Raw genomic sequence first — 14,975 nt, forward strand, 5'->3', positions numbered from 1 at the left:
TCTGCCCGTCCTACCTCACAGGAGCCCATTAAGCTCGCCTCGAGACGACACACCGAGCTTGGTGAATACCTGGTACAGATGGCCTTCTACTGTTCGCACAGACACCCCAATATCCATCGCGATTTCGCGGTTGCTGACACCCTTTCCGGCGAGTTTAGCAATTTGGCGTTCCCGCTCGGTCAATACCGGCGCGTCGCTTCTTGGCTGGATGGGCAGCGTGGAGACGGAATGCTCCAGCCGTTCAAGCCTCAACTGGGCCGTCCGTGCTGTTGTGGTCTCGCCGGCATCGCGGGCGAAGTCCAAAGCCATGGCCACGCAGCGCGCTTCGACTACCAGCAAATCCAGGGAGGCAGCGGCGTCGGCGGCTGCCAACAGGGACCGTGAGCTCTTGCTCAGCGAGCCACGGGCAAGGTCCCCCGAGATTTTTGCGAGCGGCCCTTGGCGGCGGCCGGCAATGTCCTCGAGCAGCCGGTACTCCTCATCGGAGCCTTCCACGGTAGCCCCGAAAAGGCAGATGCCCGCCGTCGTATACCGCTGTTCATCGATGTCGTCGCGGACCCTGGCAAGGAGCCGTTCCTTGACGTCGGAGTCGCCCATCCACCGGCCTGCCATCTCGGCACAAAACTCCGCCACGGACTCGGAGAAGTACGTCCCGGCACCCCGGCAGGTCCTGTACAGATCCAGGTAGCGGCCCGCCTCGGCAGAATTGCCCAGTTGGGCATAAGCGAATGCGGTGGCAGCGTACCCCACCTTGTTCATGTTCATGGCCGGCCGGAGCTCCAACTGGGCAACAGCGGAGCGCAACGGTTCGATCGCGCTGGCGGGCTTGCCGGCATAGGCGTACGCCAAACCAACGCCCAGCTCGGTGAGTGCGCCGCGGTACTGGAGGCGGGAGGGCCTTGACGGTGTGCGCCGCATCAGCTCGATGCACTTGCGCCACTGGCCGGACAGCAGAAGAACCAGGAAGGCGTGCTTGGCAAACGCTTCTTCCAGTTGGGCGGGCTTGTCCGTGTCCCCCAAATGCCGTGAAACGCTCCGGGCGAGCTCCTGGGCCTCCAGCTCCCTTCCCAGGATGCACCGGGCTTCAATGAGAAAAAAGGAAGATCTGAGCCAATGCTCACGGTCCTCACCGGGGTCCTTGGCCAGTTCCCGTTCCAGGTCGTCGACCATGGACGCGTACTCGCCCATGTACGTCTTGTACTCGTAGCTGCACAGCTGCAGACGATTTCGGGCCCTGGCCAGTTCTGCCGGCGGATAATCGGCGGACTTCGCCTCGAGCGTTTCGAAGGCGTCGGTGATGACACTCGGCACCATTCCGGACCGGCCGTCAATCCACGTCATGGCCTGGCATTGTGCTGCTGTGACCTCGGCGAACTCCAACGGGTCCAGCCCCGCGAGATGGGACTCGGAGATCTCATCCAACGCCTGGGCCGCGTGCAGCGGCAGGTCCAGCATCAGGTAGGCAGCGGCTTTGAGCCGCTGGCCACGAACCCATTCGTCGTCCTTGGGGTCCAGGGAAGCGATGCATTGGATGGCGAAGTTGGGGTCGTAATCGTTCAACGCGGCGTGTCCTGCGGCAAGGGCCAGCGCCGGTGATGGCTGCGGCTCGTCCTCGCAGGCATGCATCCACGCCGTATAGCTCAACAGGTCCTGGGGAGCCAGTCCACTGAGCTCCGGTTCTTTGGGCCCGTACAGCATCGTCCTGAGTTCCTTCATGCGGCGCGTGCTCAGCCAGCTGCGCACTACCTCGCCTACGTAGGGATCCCTCAGGGATACCCAGTGTTCACCATTCCGCTGGACAGTGAGCAGCCCGGATTCTTCCATCTCCACCAGGACCTGTGTCCCGAAAATTGCCGCAAGATCCAACAATGTGGCGCGCTGTGCGCAGGCCAGGACTTCAACCACCGTCCTGCTGGCCTGCGGTTCGCGCGCCAGCCTGGAGCGGACAAAGTCCTCCACCACCGTGGCACCCTCCAGTGTGATCCGGTCCCGGAGAGTCCACACGGAGTCGTTGAGGACCAGGTTGCCCCTGTGGCGTTGGTCCTCAAGGAGTGCGTGCAGCAGCATCGGGTTGCCGCCCACGGCCGCATGCAACGAGCCCGCCAGGGTTGTTGAGACGTAGTGGCCAAGAACCGAACCGAGCACTTGCTTCGCCTGTTCCTCGCTGAGCGTGTTCAGGTGGACCTCGCCAAGTTCACCATCCTGGACCATACGGTGGAAATCCGCCGGGAGGTCGCTGGCGCGTTGCACAGTGGCCACCACTTTGGCCGTGCCCGTGGCCATGAGGTTCAATAACACGCCGGTGCTCATCGGATCCATGCCGCCGGCGTTATCAAGGATGAAGACCGTTTCGCGTCCGGCGGCTTCAGTCCTGATCAGGTTGGTGACCGCGTGCAGGATGCCCGTCGGGGATGCCACGGCTTCCGAGGGCAAACGGGCAAGCAGGAAACCGAGGCATCCATAGGGGGTCTGGCCGTTGGCTACGGTGTTACGGAGCTGCAGGCTGTGGACCTTGGGGCCGAGTGATGACACAACTGCCCGGGCCAGGCCCGATTTGCCGATCCCCCGTTCGCCCGTGAGCACCACGCCGAAAGTTTGGGGCGATTCGAGGTACTTGATGGCCTTGGACAGATCATGGCTGCGGGCCAGCAGCGACCAGGTCTGGCGGTCGCTGGGTCCGCCCACAAGATCGGGAGCCGCAGCCCTCGCTGCGCCTCCACCGCTCCTGTTTAGCAACTCCGACGACATCCGCATCCTTAGCTAACACATTCGCGATAGTCCCCCACCGCTCATCTGCGTACCTTGCACACTACCTTCGGGCGCCGCCAGTTTGTAGGCCTTAGGGTCCTCCGGACCGTCAGTCTTTGATCAGGCTTTACTCAAGATTTGCTCAAGCTTTGGCCGGGTGGTGCTTCTGCTGGGCAGCCAACAGGCCTTCGCTGATGAGCAGCTCCACAGCATCAGCTGCCTCGTCGAGGAGGAAAGGAAGCTCTTTTTTCTCCGCGGTGGCGAAATCCCGCAGCACGTAGTCAGCAGTATCCATGCGTCCAGGGGGCCGGCCAACGCCCACGCGGACACGCAGATAGTCCTTGGTTGCCAGTGCTTTCGAAATGTCCCGCAGACCATTGTGGCCGCCCTCGCCACCGCCAATTTTTAACTTGACTGTGTTAAAAGGGATGTCGATCTCATCATGGACCGCAATCACATGGTCCGGGGTGATGTCGAAGAACTTGCACAACCCCGCCACCGGGCCCCCGGAGACGTTCATGTACGTCATCGGCTTGGCCAGCACCACGCGGGGACCGCCAATGCCTAGGCGGCCTTCCACTACCTGGGCGCGGGCCTTGTGGACCTTGAACTTCCCACCCATACGGGAAGCCAGTTCGTCCAGCACCATCTGGCCGACATTGTGCCGGTTGTTGCTGTACTCGCTGCCGGGGTTGCCGAGGCCGACAATCAGCCAGGTGTCAGTCATGGGTCTCATCCTAGGGAACGTAGTTGGGAGGAGCGGAGATAAGGGGGCGGGAGCAAAGGAAAGTGGCCGGGACCCAAAGGGACCCGGCCACTGAACGGCGTAAGCCTCAAGCGGTCAAAAGACTACTCGGCAGCTGCTTCCGTGGTCTCTTCTTCTTCGGTGCTTGCCTCTTCAGCGACGCGGACCACCAGGGTGTCGCCTTCGGTGAGGAGGGTGGAACCCTTCGGCAGTTCGAGGTCCGAAGCGTGGACGTTCTCGCCGGCCTTGCGGCCTTCGATGTTGACCTCGACGGCGGTGGGCACGTGGGTTGCCTCGGCTTCGAGGGAAACCGTGGTGGCTTCGAGGCTGGCAACAGCACCCGGAGCAACTTCACCGGAAACGTGGATGGCGATGTCGACGGTAACCTTCTCGCCGGCCTTCACGGTCTGGAGGTCAACGTGCTCGATGATCTGCTTTACGGGATCGCGCTGGATGTCCTTGACGAGCGTCAGGTGCTGCTCGCCGTCGACGTCGATGGCGAGGAGGGCGTTGGAAACGCGGACGGCCAGGGTGGTGGCGCGGCCCGGCAGGTTGATGTGGATCGGCTCTGCGCCGTGGCCGTAGATGACAGCCGGGATCTGGCCGGCCATGCGTGCACGGCGGGCGAAACCCTTGCCGAATTCGGTGCGCAGTTCTGCGGTGAGCTTCTGCTCAGACATGTGTACTCCTTGATTACTGTGGCGCCCGGGAGGATCCGGGCTGGTCTATCAGCAAGGGCGGAGGTCTGGAGACCTTCTACGCCCGGCTGGAGCCGGCCGCGGAGCAGCCGTTCTGCCTGTGTTGAAGGAGATGCAGACCCAGTCGATAACGGAGACCCGCAATCCTTGTCCACGAACTGCGGACCGGATGTGCTCTCCCTCGCCAAGGTATCCCCACGAGTTTAGCAGCGGATCGCCCGCTTTCTGAAAACGGGCATGAAAAACGGGCCACCCACATGCCCGGAGGCAGCGGATGGCCCGTTTCACGTCAGTAGTCCGTGCCGTCAGGCCTTGCCGTCGAACAGGCTGGTGACCGAACCGTCGTCGAACACTTCACGGATGGCGCGCGCGATCAAGGGTGCGATCGACAGGACCGTGAGTGACGGGAAACGCTTCTCAGCCGGGATGGGCAGCGTGTTGGTGACCACCACTTCGCGTGCACCGGAGTCCGCCAGGCGCTGCGCCGCGGGGTCGGAGAAAACGGCGTGCGTGCAGGCGATAATGACGTCCTTGGCACCGGCGTTCTTCAGGACCTGGACGGCGCCGGAGATGGTTCCACCGGTATCGATCATGTCGTCGATCAGGACACAGGTGCGGCCTTCAACCTGGCCCACGACGGTCTTGGAAACAGCCTGGTTGGGTACCGTGAGGTCGCGGCTCTTGTGCACGAACGCGAGCGGGGCGCCGCCCAGTCGTTCGGCCCACTGCTCAGCAACGCGGACGCGTCCCGTATCAGGAGAAACCACCGTGATGTTGTCGGCTTCTACCTTGGTGCGGATGTAATCAGCCAGCAGCGGGATGGCCATCAGGTGGTCAACGGGGCCATCGAAGAAGCCCTGGATCTGCGAGGTGTGCAGGTCCACGGACATGATGCGGTCCGCACCGGCCGTCTTGTACAGATCGGCAACCAGGCGGGCCGAGATCGGCTCGCGGCCACGGCCCTTCTTGTCCTGGCGGGAGTACGGGTAGAACGGTGAAACAACAGTGATCCTCTTGGCGGAGGCGCGCTTGAGGGAATCGATCATGATCAACTGCTCCATGAGCCAGTTGTTCAGCGGTGCCGGGTGGGCCTGGATCACGAAGGCGTCGGTGCCCCGCACGCTCTCGGCCGAACGGACATAGATTTCACCGTTGGCGAAGTCGTAGGCGTCGATGGGCAGGAGCTCGGTCTCCAGCTCCTTCGCGATTTCCTGCGCCAGCTCCGGATGCGCCCTTCCGGCGGCGAGAATCAGTTTCTTCTCACCGTGTGCGGTAATTTCGCTCATGCCTGATTGCCTTCTTCTGTGGTTGCCGGGGATTGTGAGGGAATGGAGGAGGACTTCGGCTCTTGCGCAGCCTCGGCCAGCTTGGCGGAACCGCTGCCGGGACGGTTCGCGATGACCCATCCTTCAGCGTTGCGCTGGGCGGCAAGGCTGACGGCCAGGGCGCCTGCTGGAACGTCCTTGCGGATGACTGCCCCGGCACCGCTGTAGGCGCCATCACCAACGGTGACAGGAGCAACGAAGACTGTGTTGGAACCGGTCCGCACGCCCGAGCCGATCACCGTGCGGTGCTTCTTCTCGCCGTCGTAGTTCGCGGTGATGTTGCCGCAGCCGATGTTGGTGTCCTCGCCGATTTCGGCGTCACCGGCGTAGCCCAGGTGCGAAAGCTTGGAACCGCGCCCGATGGTCACGTTCTTGGTCTCGTAGAACGCGCCGATCTTGCCGGTCTCGCCCAGTACAGTTCCTGGGCGGAGGTACGTGAACGGTCCCACGCTTGCCTTGGCACCGATCGTGGAACCGGAGCCGTGCGTGCGGGTCACCTTGGCACCCTCCCCCACGTTCACGTCGGTGAGTGTCGTGTCGGGACCCACGACGGCATCGCGCGCCACGGTGGTGGAACCGTGCAGTTGCGTGTTGGGCAGCAAGCGGACGTCCTCGTCAAGGGTGACGGTGGAATCGATCCAGGTAGTGGCAGGGTCCACCACGGTCACTCCGGCGCGCATCCAGGCTTCGATGATGCGGCGGTTGTGCTCGGCGCCGAGCGCCGAAAGCTGGATGCGGTCGTTGGCACCTTCAACCTGCCAACGGTCTTCGGTTACGACGGCGGCAACCCGCCCGCCGGCGTCGCGCGCCAGCCCGAGGACATCGGTGAGGTACATCTCGCCCTGGGCGTTCTCTGTGGTCACCTTCGCCAGCGCGGTCCGCAGCACGCCGGCGTCGAAAGCGTAGATGCCGGAGTTGACCTCGCGGATACTGCGCTCGGCCTCGCTGGCGTCCTTGTGTTCGCGGATGCCGGTCACGGTGCCGTCCCCGGCACGGAGGATACGGCCGTAGCCTGTGGCGTCATCCAGCACCGCGGTGAGGACGGTCACGGCATTGGCTTCGGTCTCATGCGTGCTCACCAGTTCGGCCAGCAGTTCGCCGGTCAGGAGGGGCACATCGCCGTAAGTAACCACCACTGTGCCGGTGAGTTCGGCCTCGGCGTCAAGCGCGTTCAGCGCAACTTCCACTGCGCGTCCTGTGCCGGGGACCTCATCCTGGTCAACGATCAGGGCTTCGGGATCCAGGGCGGAGACATGCTCGGCCACCCGGTCGCGCTCGTGCCGGACAACCAGCGCGAGCTTCAAGGGGTTGATGGCACGGGCTGCGAGGAGAGCGTGGCCAACCATGGAACGGCCGCCGATTTCGTGGAGGATCTTCGGAGTGCGCGATTTCATGCGCGTTCCGGCGCCTGCGGCCAAGACGATCACCGCTGCGGGACCGTTGGTTTCGGGGCTCACGTACTGGCTCTCCTTGCTCTGTATGTCCCGGGTGACCCGGCTTCGGAATGCTGCCATCCAACAATGGACCCAGGCACCGTTAGAGCCGTTACAGGTACAGAGAAGGAGCGCGTTTTCCGACCGTTCCGCCCATAGGATTCGAACCTATACTCCACGGCTCCAAAGGCCGGGGTGCTGCCGTTACACCAGAGCGGACCGTGCATGGTTCGTCCTTCGGACCATCGGCCCGCAGGGTCTCCCGGGTTACCGGGTCCCACACACAAGAAACTAGTTTGCCATGACCTTTGCGTGCTTCGCGACTTGACCACCCGGCAAACGATCCGCGACGCACCATCTCCCGGTGCATTCGCCCCCGCCAGCGACCATCTGGGGCATGATGGTCACGTGAGCAAGCGCACTGATCTTTCCCGGCCTGTGGGCACCTCTGCCCTGCCCGAACCCGCGTCGGATGGCCAGCCAACACGCGTCAGGATGACGGGTCAACAGCGTAAGTCCCAGTTGATCGGCATCGGCCGGGCGCTCTTTGCCAGCCGGGGACTGGATGGCACCACGATTGAGGAAATAGCCGCCTCTGCCGGTGTTTCCAAACCCGTGATCTATGAACACTTCGGCTCCAAGGAGGGGCTGTACCGCCAGGTCGTGGAGACGGAGTTCCGGATTCTCCTGGACTCCATCACCGAGGCCCTCAGCACCGAGGCCAAGCCCCGCGTGTTGGTTGAGCGGGCAGCGTTGGCTCTCCTTGGCTACATCGAGGACCGCACGGACGGCTTCCGGATCCTGATGCGCGACGCCCCTCCTTCACAGCCCGAGGGAGCATTTTCCACCCTCCTGTCGCACGTCACTGCCCGGGTGGAGCACCTGCTCTCCGACGAGTTCGCACGCCGCGGCTTCAGCGCAGCCGACGGAGCGATGTATGCCCAGATGCTGGTGGGCATGGTGGCGATGACGGGCCAGTGGTGGCTGGACAGCCGCACTCCCGACAAACGCGCCGTTGCAGCCCACCTGGTGAACCTGGCCTGGAACGGGCTGACGGGGCTTCAGAAGGAACCCGGACTGCGCTCCGCGGACTGACCTTTCCTCACATCCCTCAAGCTTCACCCCACCCTCCCTGGCGTGAGTAGGATGTGCCCATGACAGCACCCCAGCTTTATCTCAGCTTTCCCGGCACGGCACGTGAAGCCTTGGGATTTTACGCAGACGTCTTCGGTGGTGAACTTACTCTTCACTCCTATGAGGACTTTTCACGCACCGACGGCCCCGCCGATGCCGTCGCTCACGGGGTTCTTACCGGCGTCGTTGCCCTCTTCGGAGCTGATGCGGCCGCGGACCAAAAGCCCGTGCGGATCGAAGGCGCCATGCTCTCGCTGCTCGGCACCGCAGAACCTCCGGTCCTCCACGAATGGTTCGACAGACTTGCCGACGGCGGCCGCATTGTGGACCCGCTGGCACAGAAGCCTTGGGGCGCTTCGGATGGTCAGGTCATCGACCGTTACGGTCTGCACTGGCTGATTGGCTACGAGAACACTCCATAAATGGGCAAGCGTCGGTCGCAAGCCCTAGGGATGTGAGCAAGGGCCGCCAATCAGCGGACGGCGGGGATTCGCGTAGGAGCGCATCGCGGTGCTTCGGGAGCCGGAGGTCGCCCAGCGACCGCAGGTTCCCTAATGCGCCGTGTCTAAGCGACGGCGAAACCCCGCCGTACGCACACACGACGGCCGAACTACTCGCCCAGGACCTCAGCGGCCTCGAGCCATTCCAGTTCCAGGCCCTCTTTTTCGTCCAGCAACTCACGGAGCTTGGCGTTGAGCTCACCCAAGGCGTCGAAGTCGCCGGATTCGGACTTCGCCGCCATCTGGCTGTGCAGCTTTTCTTCCTGCTGTGCGATCTTTCCGAGCTGCCGGTCGATCCGGTTGAGGTCCTTGCGGGCTTCGCGTTTCTCGGCTTCGCTGGCGCCGGAAGCAACGGTTCCTGCACCGGCGGAACCGGTGGCCGCCGTCGGCGCGCTGGAACCGCCCGTCACTGCGCCCGAGGCCAGGGCAGCTTCACGCAGTTCGAGATACTGGTCCACACCACCGGGCAGGCCCCGCAGTTTGCCGTCGCCCAGCAACGCCATCTGGTTGTCGGTGACGCGTTCCAGGAGGTAGCGGTCGTGGCTGACCACCACCAGGGTGCCGGGCCAACCATCAAGGACGTCTTCGACGGCGGCGAGGGTGTCGGTGTCGAGGTCGTTGGTGGGTTCGTCGAGCATAAGGACGTTGGGCTCCCCCACCAGCAGGCGCAGGAGTTGGAGCCGTCGCCGTTCACCACCGGAAAGGTCGCTGACTGGCGTCCACTGCTTTTCCTTGGTGAACCCCAGCTGCTCCACCAACTGTCCGGCGGTAAATTCCTTGCCGCCAACACTGAAGGACCGCTTTTCGCGTTCGATGACTTCGATAACGCGCAAATCCGAGACGTCGTCGAGTTCCTTGACGTCCTGGGTCAGCACAGCCGTCACCACGGTTTTGCCGCGCTTGACCTTGCCCGATGTGGGCTGGATCTCCCCGTTGAGCAGTTTCAGGAGGGTGGATTTGCCGGCTCCGTTGACACCTACCAGGCCGAGCCGTTCGCCCGGTGCGAGCCGGAGGGTGATGTTGTCAAAGAGTTTTTGCCCGCTCTGGCCGCCCTCGAAGTCCAGGGTGACGTTTTCAAGGTCCAGTACGTCCTTGCCCAAGCGGGCTGTGGCCATTTTGCTGAGCGCCACGGAGTCGCGGGGGTCCGGTACGTCGGCGATGAGGTCGTTGGCGGCTTCGATGCGGAACTTCGGCTTGGCGGTCCGGGCGGGCGCGCCCCGGCGCAGCCAGGCGAGTTCCTTTTTGACGAGCTGCTGGCGTTTGCCTTCGACGACGGCGGCCATGCGGTCACGCTCGGCGCGTGCCAGAACGTAGGCGGCGTAACCGCCGTCGAACATGTCCACCATGGCGTCGTGGACTTCCCAGGTGTAGTTGCAGACTTCATCCAGGAACCAGCGGTCGTGGGTTACCACCAGGAAGGCGCCCTGGTTGGCGCGCCAGCGTGTCTTCAAGTGCCGGGCCAGCCAGGCGACGCCTTCGACGTCGAGGTGGTTGGTGGGTTCGTCCAGCATGATGACGTCGTGGTCTTCGATGAGGAGTTTCGCCAGGGCCACACGGCGCTTTTGGCCGCCGGAGAGGGCGTGGACGTTGGCGTGCCAGTCGACGTCCCCCACCAGGCCGCCCATGACTTCACGGATCTTGGCGTTGGCCGCCCATTCGTGATCTGCGCGGTCACCGACGATCGCAGCGCCGACTGTCAGGTCGCCGTCGAGCACGTCTCCCTGGTCCAGGTAGCCCACAGTGACGTCACCGCGTTTGGTGACGCGGCCCGAATCCGGGGTGGACCGCAGGGCCAGGAGCCGCATCAGCGTGGATTTGCCGTCGCCGTTGCGGCCCACCATGCCGATCCGGTCGCCATCCTCCAAACCGAGGGTGACGCCGTCAAGGACAGTGCGGGTCGCGAACGAAACGGTGAGGTTTTCGCCGCCAAGCAGGTGGGCCAATGGGTACTACTTTCTACTGCCGGGAATGCGGGAGGTACTAAAGGAGGGTATCGGAGATGATCCGGGCGCCGGGAACCGGACCGTGGACAGCCACTGCGGTGTGGCCGCGGTGGGTCAACTCCTCGGCGAGCACGCTGGCGGAGACGGAATCCCGGGCCAACAGGGCGATGGTGGGGCCTGAGCCGGAGACCATGCCCGCGAGGGCGCCGCGTGCTTCGCCCAAGCCGATGGTGTCACGCAGCTGCGGCGCAAGGGTGATTGAGGCCCGCTGGAGGTCGTTGATGAGGACCCGGCTGAGGGTCTCAGGGTCCCCGTGGCGCAGCGCCTGCAAAATGGTGGGATCCACTGCAACGGGTTCAGGAATGTCCGCACCTTCGGAGTCGCGCAGGCCGTCCAGAGTACGGAAGACGTCCGGGGTGGAGAGCCCGTAATCAGCGAAGACCAGCACCCAGTCCATTTGGGCCTTGGCCAGGGCCGGCGACAGCTTGTCTCCCACGCCAAGCCCGACGGCGGTGCCCCCCAGGAGGGAGAACGGCACGTCTGCGCCCAGTTCAGCCGCCAGATGCGCCAGTTCCTCGCGCGAAAGACCGCTGTTCCAGAGCGCATCGCAGGCCAGGAGCGTTGCCGCAGCATCCGCCGAACCGCCGCCCATGCCGCCGGCGACTGGGACGCGCTTGGTGATCTCCAGGTGCACGCCCGTGGGCTTTTCTGAGACCTCAGCCATGATCGCTGCAGCCTTGTAGGCGAGGTTTCGTTCGTCCAGGGGAATGTCCACGCCGTCCAGGTCCAGCGTGCTGTCCGGGCTGATGCTGACGGTGATTCCCGTACCTTCGGTACTGGTGGCCGCGACTTCCTCGTAGAGGGAGACAGCCAGGTAGACGCTCGCCACGGAGTGGTAGCCGTCGGGCCTGAGCGGGCCAACGCTCAGGGAGACGTTGACCTTCCCGGGTGCTTTGACGCGGACTGTCCGGGCGTGGAAGCGGTCCCCCGCGAACGGGAGGCTGCCCGACTTGCGGGTTCCCGGATTCATGCGCCCACGGGGTGGCGGGCTTCGGCAATCCTGACATAGGCGGAGATATCCAGGACCTCGCCGCGTGCGGTGGGGTCGACGCCGGCCGCCACGAGGCAGCGTTCGGCTTCGGCGGCGCTTCCGGCCCAGCCCGCCAGGGCGGCGCGCAGGGTCTTCCTGCGCTGGGCGAAGGCAGCGTCGATGACGGCGAAGACCTGTTCGCGGGTGGCGTGCGTGACGGGCGGTTCGTGCCGCGTGAATGCGACCAGTCCGGAGTGGATTTTCGGTGCGGGCCAGAACACGTTCATCCCTATGACGCCGGCCTTGCGCATATGCCCGTACCAGGCAGCCTTGACCGACGGAACGCCGTAGATCTTGGATCCCGGGCTTGCAGCAAGGCGGTCGGCCACTTCGTCCTGCACCATGACCAGGCCATGTTGCAGGGTGGGGAAATGCTGGAGGAGGTGCAGGACAACAGGAACGGCCACGTTGTACGGAAGGTTGGCCACCAACGCAGTGGGGGCGACGGGCAGCTCCGTGACCTTCATGGCGTCGGAGAGCACCAGGTGGAAGTTGTCCTGGGCCTCCGGCCGCCATTCGCGCACCGTCTCCGGCAGCTTTCCTGCCAGGACGGGGTCGATCTCCACGGCCACGACGTTTTTGGCCGCATCCAGGAGGCCAAGTGTCAGGGAGCCCAGTCCGGGCCCCACTTCCAGTACGGTCTCGTCGGCATCAATGGCGGCCGCGGATACGATCCTGCGGATGGTGTTGCCATCGATCACAAAGTTCTGCCCCAGTGTTTTCGTGGGGCGTACACCGATTTCCTCGGCGAGCCGTCGGATGTCGGTTGCGCCCAGCAAAGGCGCGACGGCGGCGGGTTCGGAATTCGGTTCAGTCACCTAGGTATCGTATCGCCTGTACGGGCTTAGGCTGCGTGCGCGCAGCCCCAGTCGCTGAGGCCGTTCTTGGCGTAGAGACGGTTGGCGATTTCGATCTGCTGGGCCTTCGTGGCGAGGTTTGCCGTGGGAGCATAGGCGCCACCACCGTTGGCGAGCCAGGTGGGGCCGGAGAACTGGAGTCCACCGTAGTAGCCGTTACCGCTGTTGATGGCCCAGTTTCCACCGGACTCGCACTGGGCGATCCTGTCCCACATGGCCTCGTTCGGCGCACCTGTGGGTCCGCTGGCGACAGGGGCTGCGGCGGCTGCGGGAGCCGGGGTGGCTGCGGGGCGGGCCTTGGTACCCACGCTGATCTTTTCTGCGACCGGCGGGGTGGCTACGTTGCTGGAGACCAGGGTCCGTGATGCTTCACGTCCGTCCACGAGGACCAGCTTGAACGTCTTGACCAGGGAACCGGCGACGCCTTCCTGGGTGACTTTTTCCTCACCCTTGAAGAGGTCCGCGCTTTCGGTCTTGACGCTGTCGAACGGAACTTCTTCAGTGGCTTCGGCCGTCTTGCTGGTGTCGACGCGGGAAACCTTGATCACCATGTCCTGGATGATCGGGGCGTTGCCGGGCTGGGACAGGCGGTCATTGGCGCCTACTGCAATACCGGCGTCTTTGAGGACGGTGGCGACGTCGGCGGCTGTGGTGGTGGTGCTCGTGCTCTTGCCGTCGGCCACGACGCTGATGGTCTTGGGGGTGGAGATGGAGACGAAGGAGCCTGTGACTTCCAGGGCGGCTTCCTTCGGCTGGGAGACCTGCGAGGAACTGGCTACGCCAAGTTCACTGACCAGTCCGGCGACGTCGGGAGCGGTGGTGTTGACCGTCTTGCGGGCACCGTCCAGTTCGATCGAGACCGCCTTGGCCAAGTTGATGTTCACTACGGAGCCGTTGTCCACCCGGGCGTCCAGGGCCGGCGAAACGCGGTCTGCGTCCTTCAATTCGACCTTTGCTGCCTTGACTACTTCGTCAACAGTGCCGCCAAAGGTCTGGATGGAGCTTACTTTTCCGTCAACGTTGAGGGTGACGGTCTTGTTGTTGCCGACGAAGGCGACCACTCCGACCACCAGCGCTGCAACTACCAGCAACTGGGCACCTACTTTGAGGAAGCTGAACTTGCCATCCGTTGTGAAGAACTTGATCACGATTGCCCATAACTCTCAGACCATCCGGGCACGGGGAAAAGCACAGAAATAATGCCAGCCGCAAAACCGAGGGGCCAGGCAAAATTGCCTGGTCCCACTCTTGCTGCCGGCATCTGTGCCGCCAAAAAACATTCAACTGATGGATCCGGAATTAACTGGACCAGTTGTCCGAAGGCCTTCCCCGACCCCGGCTACTTGTTTAACACAGTAACCGATCTGTTATAAACGAACCAAGACTTCTGCATACCGGGTATCCATCAGGGGGCGCCGCCCACGCGGAGCCCCGGATCGTTTCAGTCCCAGGAACCGTACGCTTCCAGGGTATTTTCGGCCAAGCGCGAACAGAGTTCGGCCAAGTCACTTTCTGTCACCTCGGCCATGGACCGGACGGTGTACGGCACCATGTAGCTCGCGTTGGGACGGCCACGGTGCGGATGGGGGGTCAGGAACGGCGAGTCGGTTTCCACCAGGATCCGGCGCGGCTCGGCAATGGCCAACGCCGCGCGCAGGTTTCCGGCATTCTTGAACGTCATGGTTCCGGCGAAGGACATGTACCAGCCGTTGTCATTGCAGATCCGCGCCAGTTCCTCGTCCCCGGAGAAGCAATGGAACACGACGCGCTCCGGGGCTCCCTCTTCCCGCAGTACCTGCACCACGTCATCGTGCGCATCGCGGTCGTGGATCTGCAAGGTCAGTCCCAGCCGCTTGGCGATGTCGATGTGGCGGCGGAATGAATGACGCTGGTGTGCCAGCCCTTCACCGTGGGTGCGGAAAAAGTCCAAACCGGTCTCCCCGATGGCCCGGATCCGGGGATGGGATGCCAGTTCCTCAATTTCCGCGAGCGCGGCCTCCAGTTCACCGCGGCCTGCATAGAGGGGTGCGTCATTGGGGTGGATGGCCACAGCCCCCAACAGCCGCGGGTCAGCCTCGACGGCCTGCACAGTGAAGCGGGAGGACTCAAGGTCGCAGCCAACCTGCACGGCTCCCTGCACGCCCACTGCCTCGGCGGAGTCCATGGCATCCCGGACCGACACTTCGATCAATCCGTGACGGAAGTCCAGATGCGTGTGGTTGTCCATCACCGGCACGGGCAGGGGTTCGGGCGCCGGCGGGTATTCCCGTCGGGCGTCCGGTTTTTCTTCAGCGCCCGGATTTTCTTCAGCGCCCGGAGAGGCGCGGTAAGGGGCGGGGGCAAGGGAATTGCACATGCTCCCACCTTAATCGGACTACGGTCCTCCTGCAGTCCGGATAAATTCCAGTTGGCACATAAATTCCGGGAGCACTATGTCAGGGACGGCCAAAGTCTGGGTAGTCTGGAACGGACAGGCGGCCAGCACCGGCGGTGCCGCAGCCA

12 protein-coding genes and 1 tRNA gene are annotated in these 14,975 nt (G+C 63.8%); 2 read left to right on the forward strand and 11 right to left on the reverse strand.

From position 1 onward, the window contains the following. Nucleotides 1-15: 15 nt before the first annotated feature. The 6 genes from IEY62_RS06035 to IEY62_RS06060 form a co-directional block, all read right to left on the reverse strand. The gene (locus IEY62_RS06035; RefSeq protein ID WP_229785096.1) at nt 16-2,748 is read right to left on the reverse strand and encodes a helix-turn-helix transcriptional regulator; all 2,733 of its coding nucleotides are present in this window, start codon (nt 2,746-2,748) and stop codon (nt 16-18) included. 142 nt (nt 2,749-2,890) lie between these two features. After that, nucleotides 2,891-3,475, reverse strand: coding sequence for an aminoacyl-tRNA hydrolase (pth, locus tag IEY62_RS06040; protein WP_189014975.1), 585 nt, complete (start codon nt 3,473-3,475; stop codon nt 2,891-2,893). A 122-nt stretch (nt 3,476-3,597) separates the two neighbouring features. Then, the gene (locus IEY62_RS06045; protein WP_189014977.1) at nt 3,598-4,173 is read right to left on the reverse strand and encodes a 50S ribosomal protein L25/general stress protein Ctc; all 576 of its coding nucleotides are present in this window, start codon (nt 4,171-4,173) and stop codon (nt 3,598-3,600) included. Nucleotides 4,174-4,496: 323 nt separating this feature from the next. After that, nucleotides 4,497-5,477 carry a ribose-phosphate diphosphokinase gene (locus tag IEY62_RS06050; RefSeq protein WP_011774071.1) on the reverse strand — a complete coding sequence of 327 codons (981 nt, stop codon included), beginning with the start codon at nt 5,475-5,477 and terminating at the stop codon, nt 4,497-4,499. Next, complete coding sequence (gene glmU / locus IEY62_RS06055) at nt 5,474-6,973, reverse strand: bifunctional UDP-N-acetylglucosamine diphosphorylase/glucosamine-1-phosphate N-acetyltransferase GlmU (protein ID WP_189014979.1); 1,500 nt, start codon at nt 6,971-6,973, stop codon at nt 5,474-5,476. The genes IEY62_RS06050 and glmU overlap by 4 nt, the downstream gene beginning before the upstream one ends. A gap of 123 nt (nt 6,974-7,096) precedes the next feature. After that, a tRNA-Gln gene (locus IEY62_RS06060) sits at nt 7,097-7,168 on the reverse strand. Nucleotides 7,169-7,444: 276 nt separating this feature from the next. On the opposite strand from IEY62_RS06060, the gene IEY62_RS06065 reads away from it, so the two are divergent. Continuing rightward, entirely contained in the window at nt 7,445-8,044 is a 600-nt protein-coding gene (locus tag IEY62_RS06065; protein WP_189015698.1) for a TetR/AcrR family transcriptional regulator, read from the forward strand. Between the two features lie 59 nt (nt 8,045-8,103). After that, nucleotides 8,104-8,505, forward strand: a complete 402-nt coding sequence (locus tag IEY62_RS06070) for a VOC family protein (protein ID WP_189014981.1) — start codon at nt 8,104-8,106, stop codon at nt 8,503-8,505. 188 nt (nt 8,506-8,693) lie between these two features. Here the strand turns inward: IEY62_RS06070 and IEY62_RS06075 are convergent, their stop codons facing one another. From IEY62_RS06075 to IEY62_RS06095, 5 genes are all read right to left on the reverse strand, one after another. Next, nucleotides 8,694-10,526 (reverse strand): ABC-F family ATP-binding cassette domain-containing protein, encoded by a 1,833-nt coding sequence (locus IEY62_RS06075; protein ID WP_189014992.1) that lies wholly within the window; start codon nt 10,524-10,526, stop codon nt 8,694-8,696. A gap of 37 nt (nt 10,527-10,563) precedes the next feature. After that, nucleotides 10,564-11,556, reverse strand: a complete 993-nt coding sequence (locus IEY62_RS06080) for a 4-(cytidine 5'-diphospho)-2-C-methyl-D-erythritol kinase (RefSeq protein ID WP_189014994.1) — start codon at nt 11,554-11,556, stop codon at nt 10,564-10,566. After that, nucleotides 11,553-12,434 carry a 16S rRNA (adenine(1518)-N(6)/adenine(1519)-N(6))-dimethyltransferase RsmA gene (rsmA, locus tag IEY62_RS06085; RefSeq protein ID WP_189014996.1) on the reverse strand — a complete coding sequence of 294 codons (882 nt, stop codon included), beginning with the start codon at nt 12,432-12,434 and terminating at the stop codon, nt 11,553-11,555. Before rsmA ends, IEY62_RS06080 begins: the two co-directional genes overlap by 4 nt. 26 nt (nt 12,435-12,460) lie before the next feature. Further along, nucleotides 12,461-13,621, reverse strand: a complete 1,161-nt coding sequence (locus tag IEY62_RS21850; protein ID WP_189014998.1) for a resuscitation-promoting factor — start codon at nt 13,619-13,621, stop codon at nt 12,461-12,463. Nucleotides 13,622-13,914: 293 nt separating this feature from the next. Beyond that, nucleotides 13,915-14,829, reverse strand: a complete 915-nt coding sequence (locus IEY62_RS06095) for a TatD family hydrolase (RefSeq protein WP_189015000.1) — start codon at nt 14,827-14,829, stop codon at nt 13,915-13,917. Nucleotides 14,830-14,975 lie beyond the last annotated feature (146 nt).

Source organism: Paenarthrobacter histidinolovorans (genome assembly GCF_014647595.1).
In the GTDB taxonomy this organism is placed as follows: Bacteria; Actinomycetota; Actinomycetes; order Actinomycetales; family Micrococcaceae; genus Arthrobacter; species Arthrobacter histidinolovorans.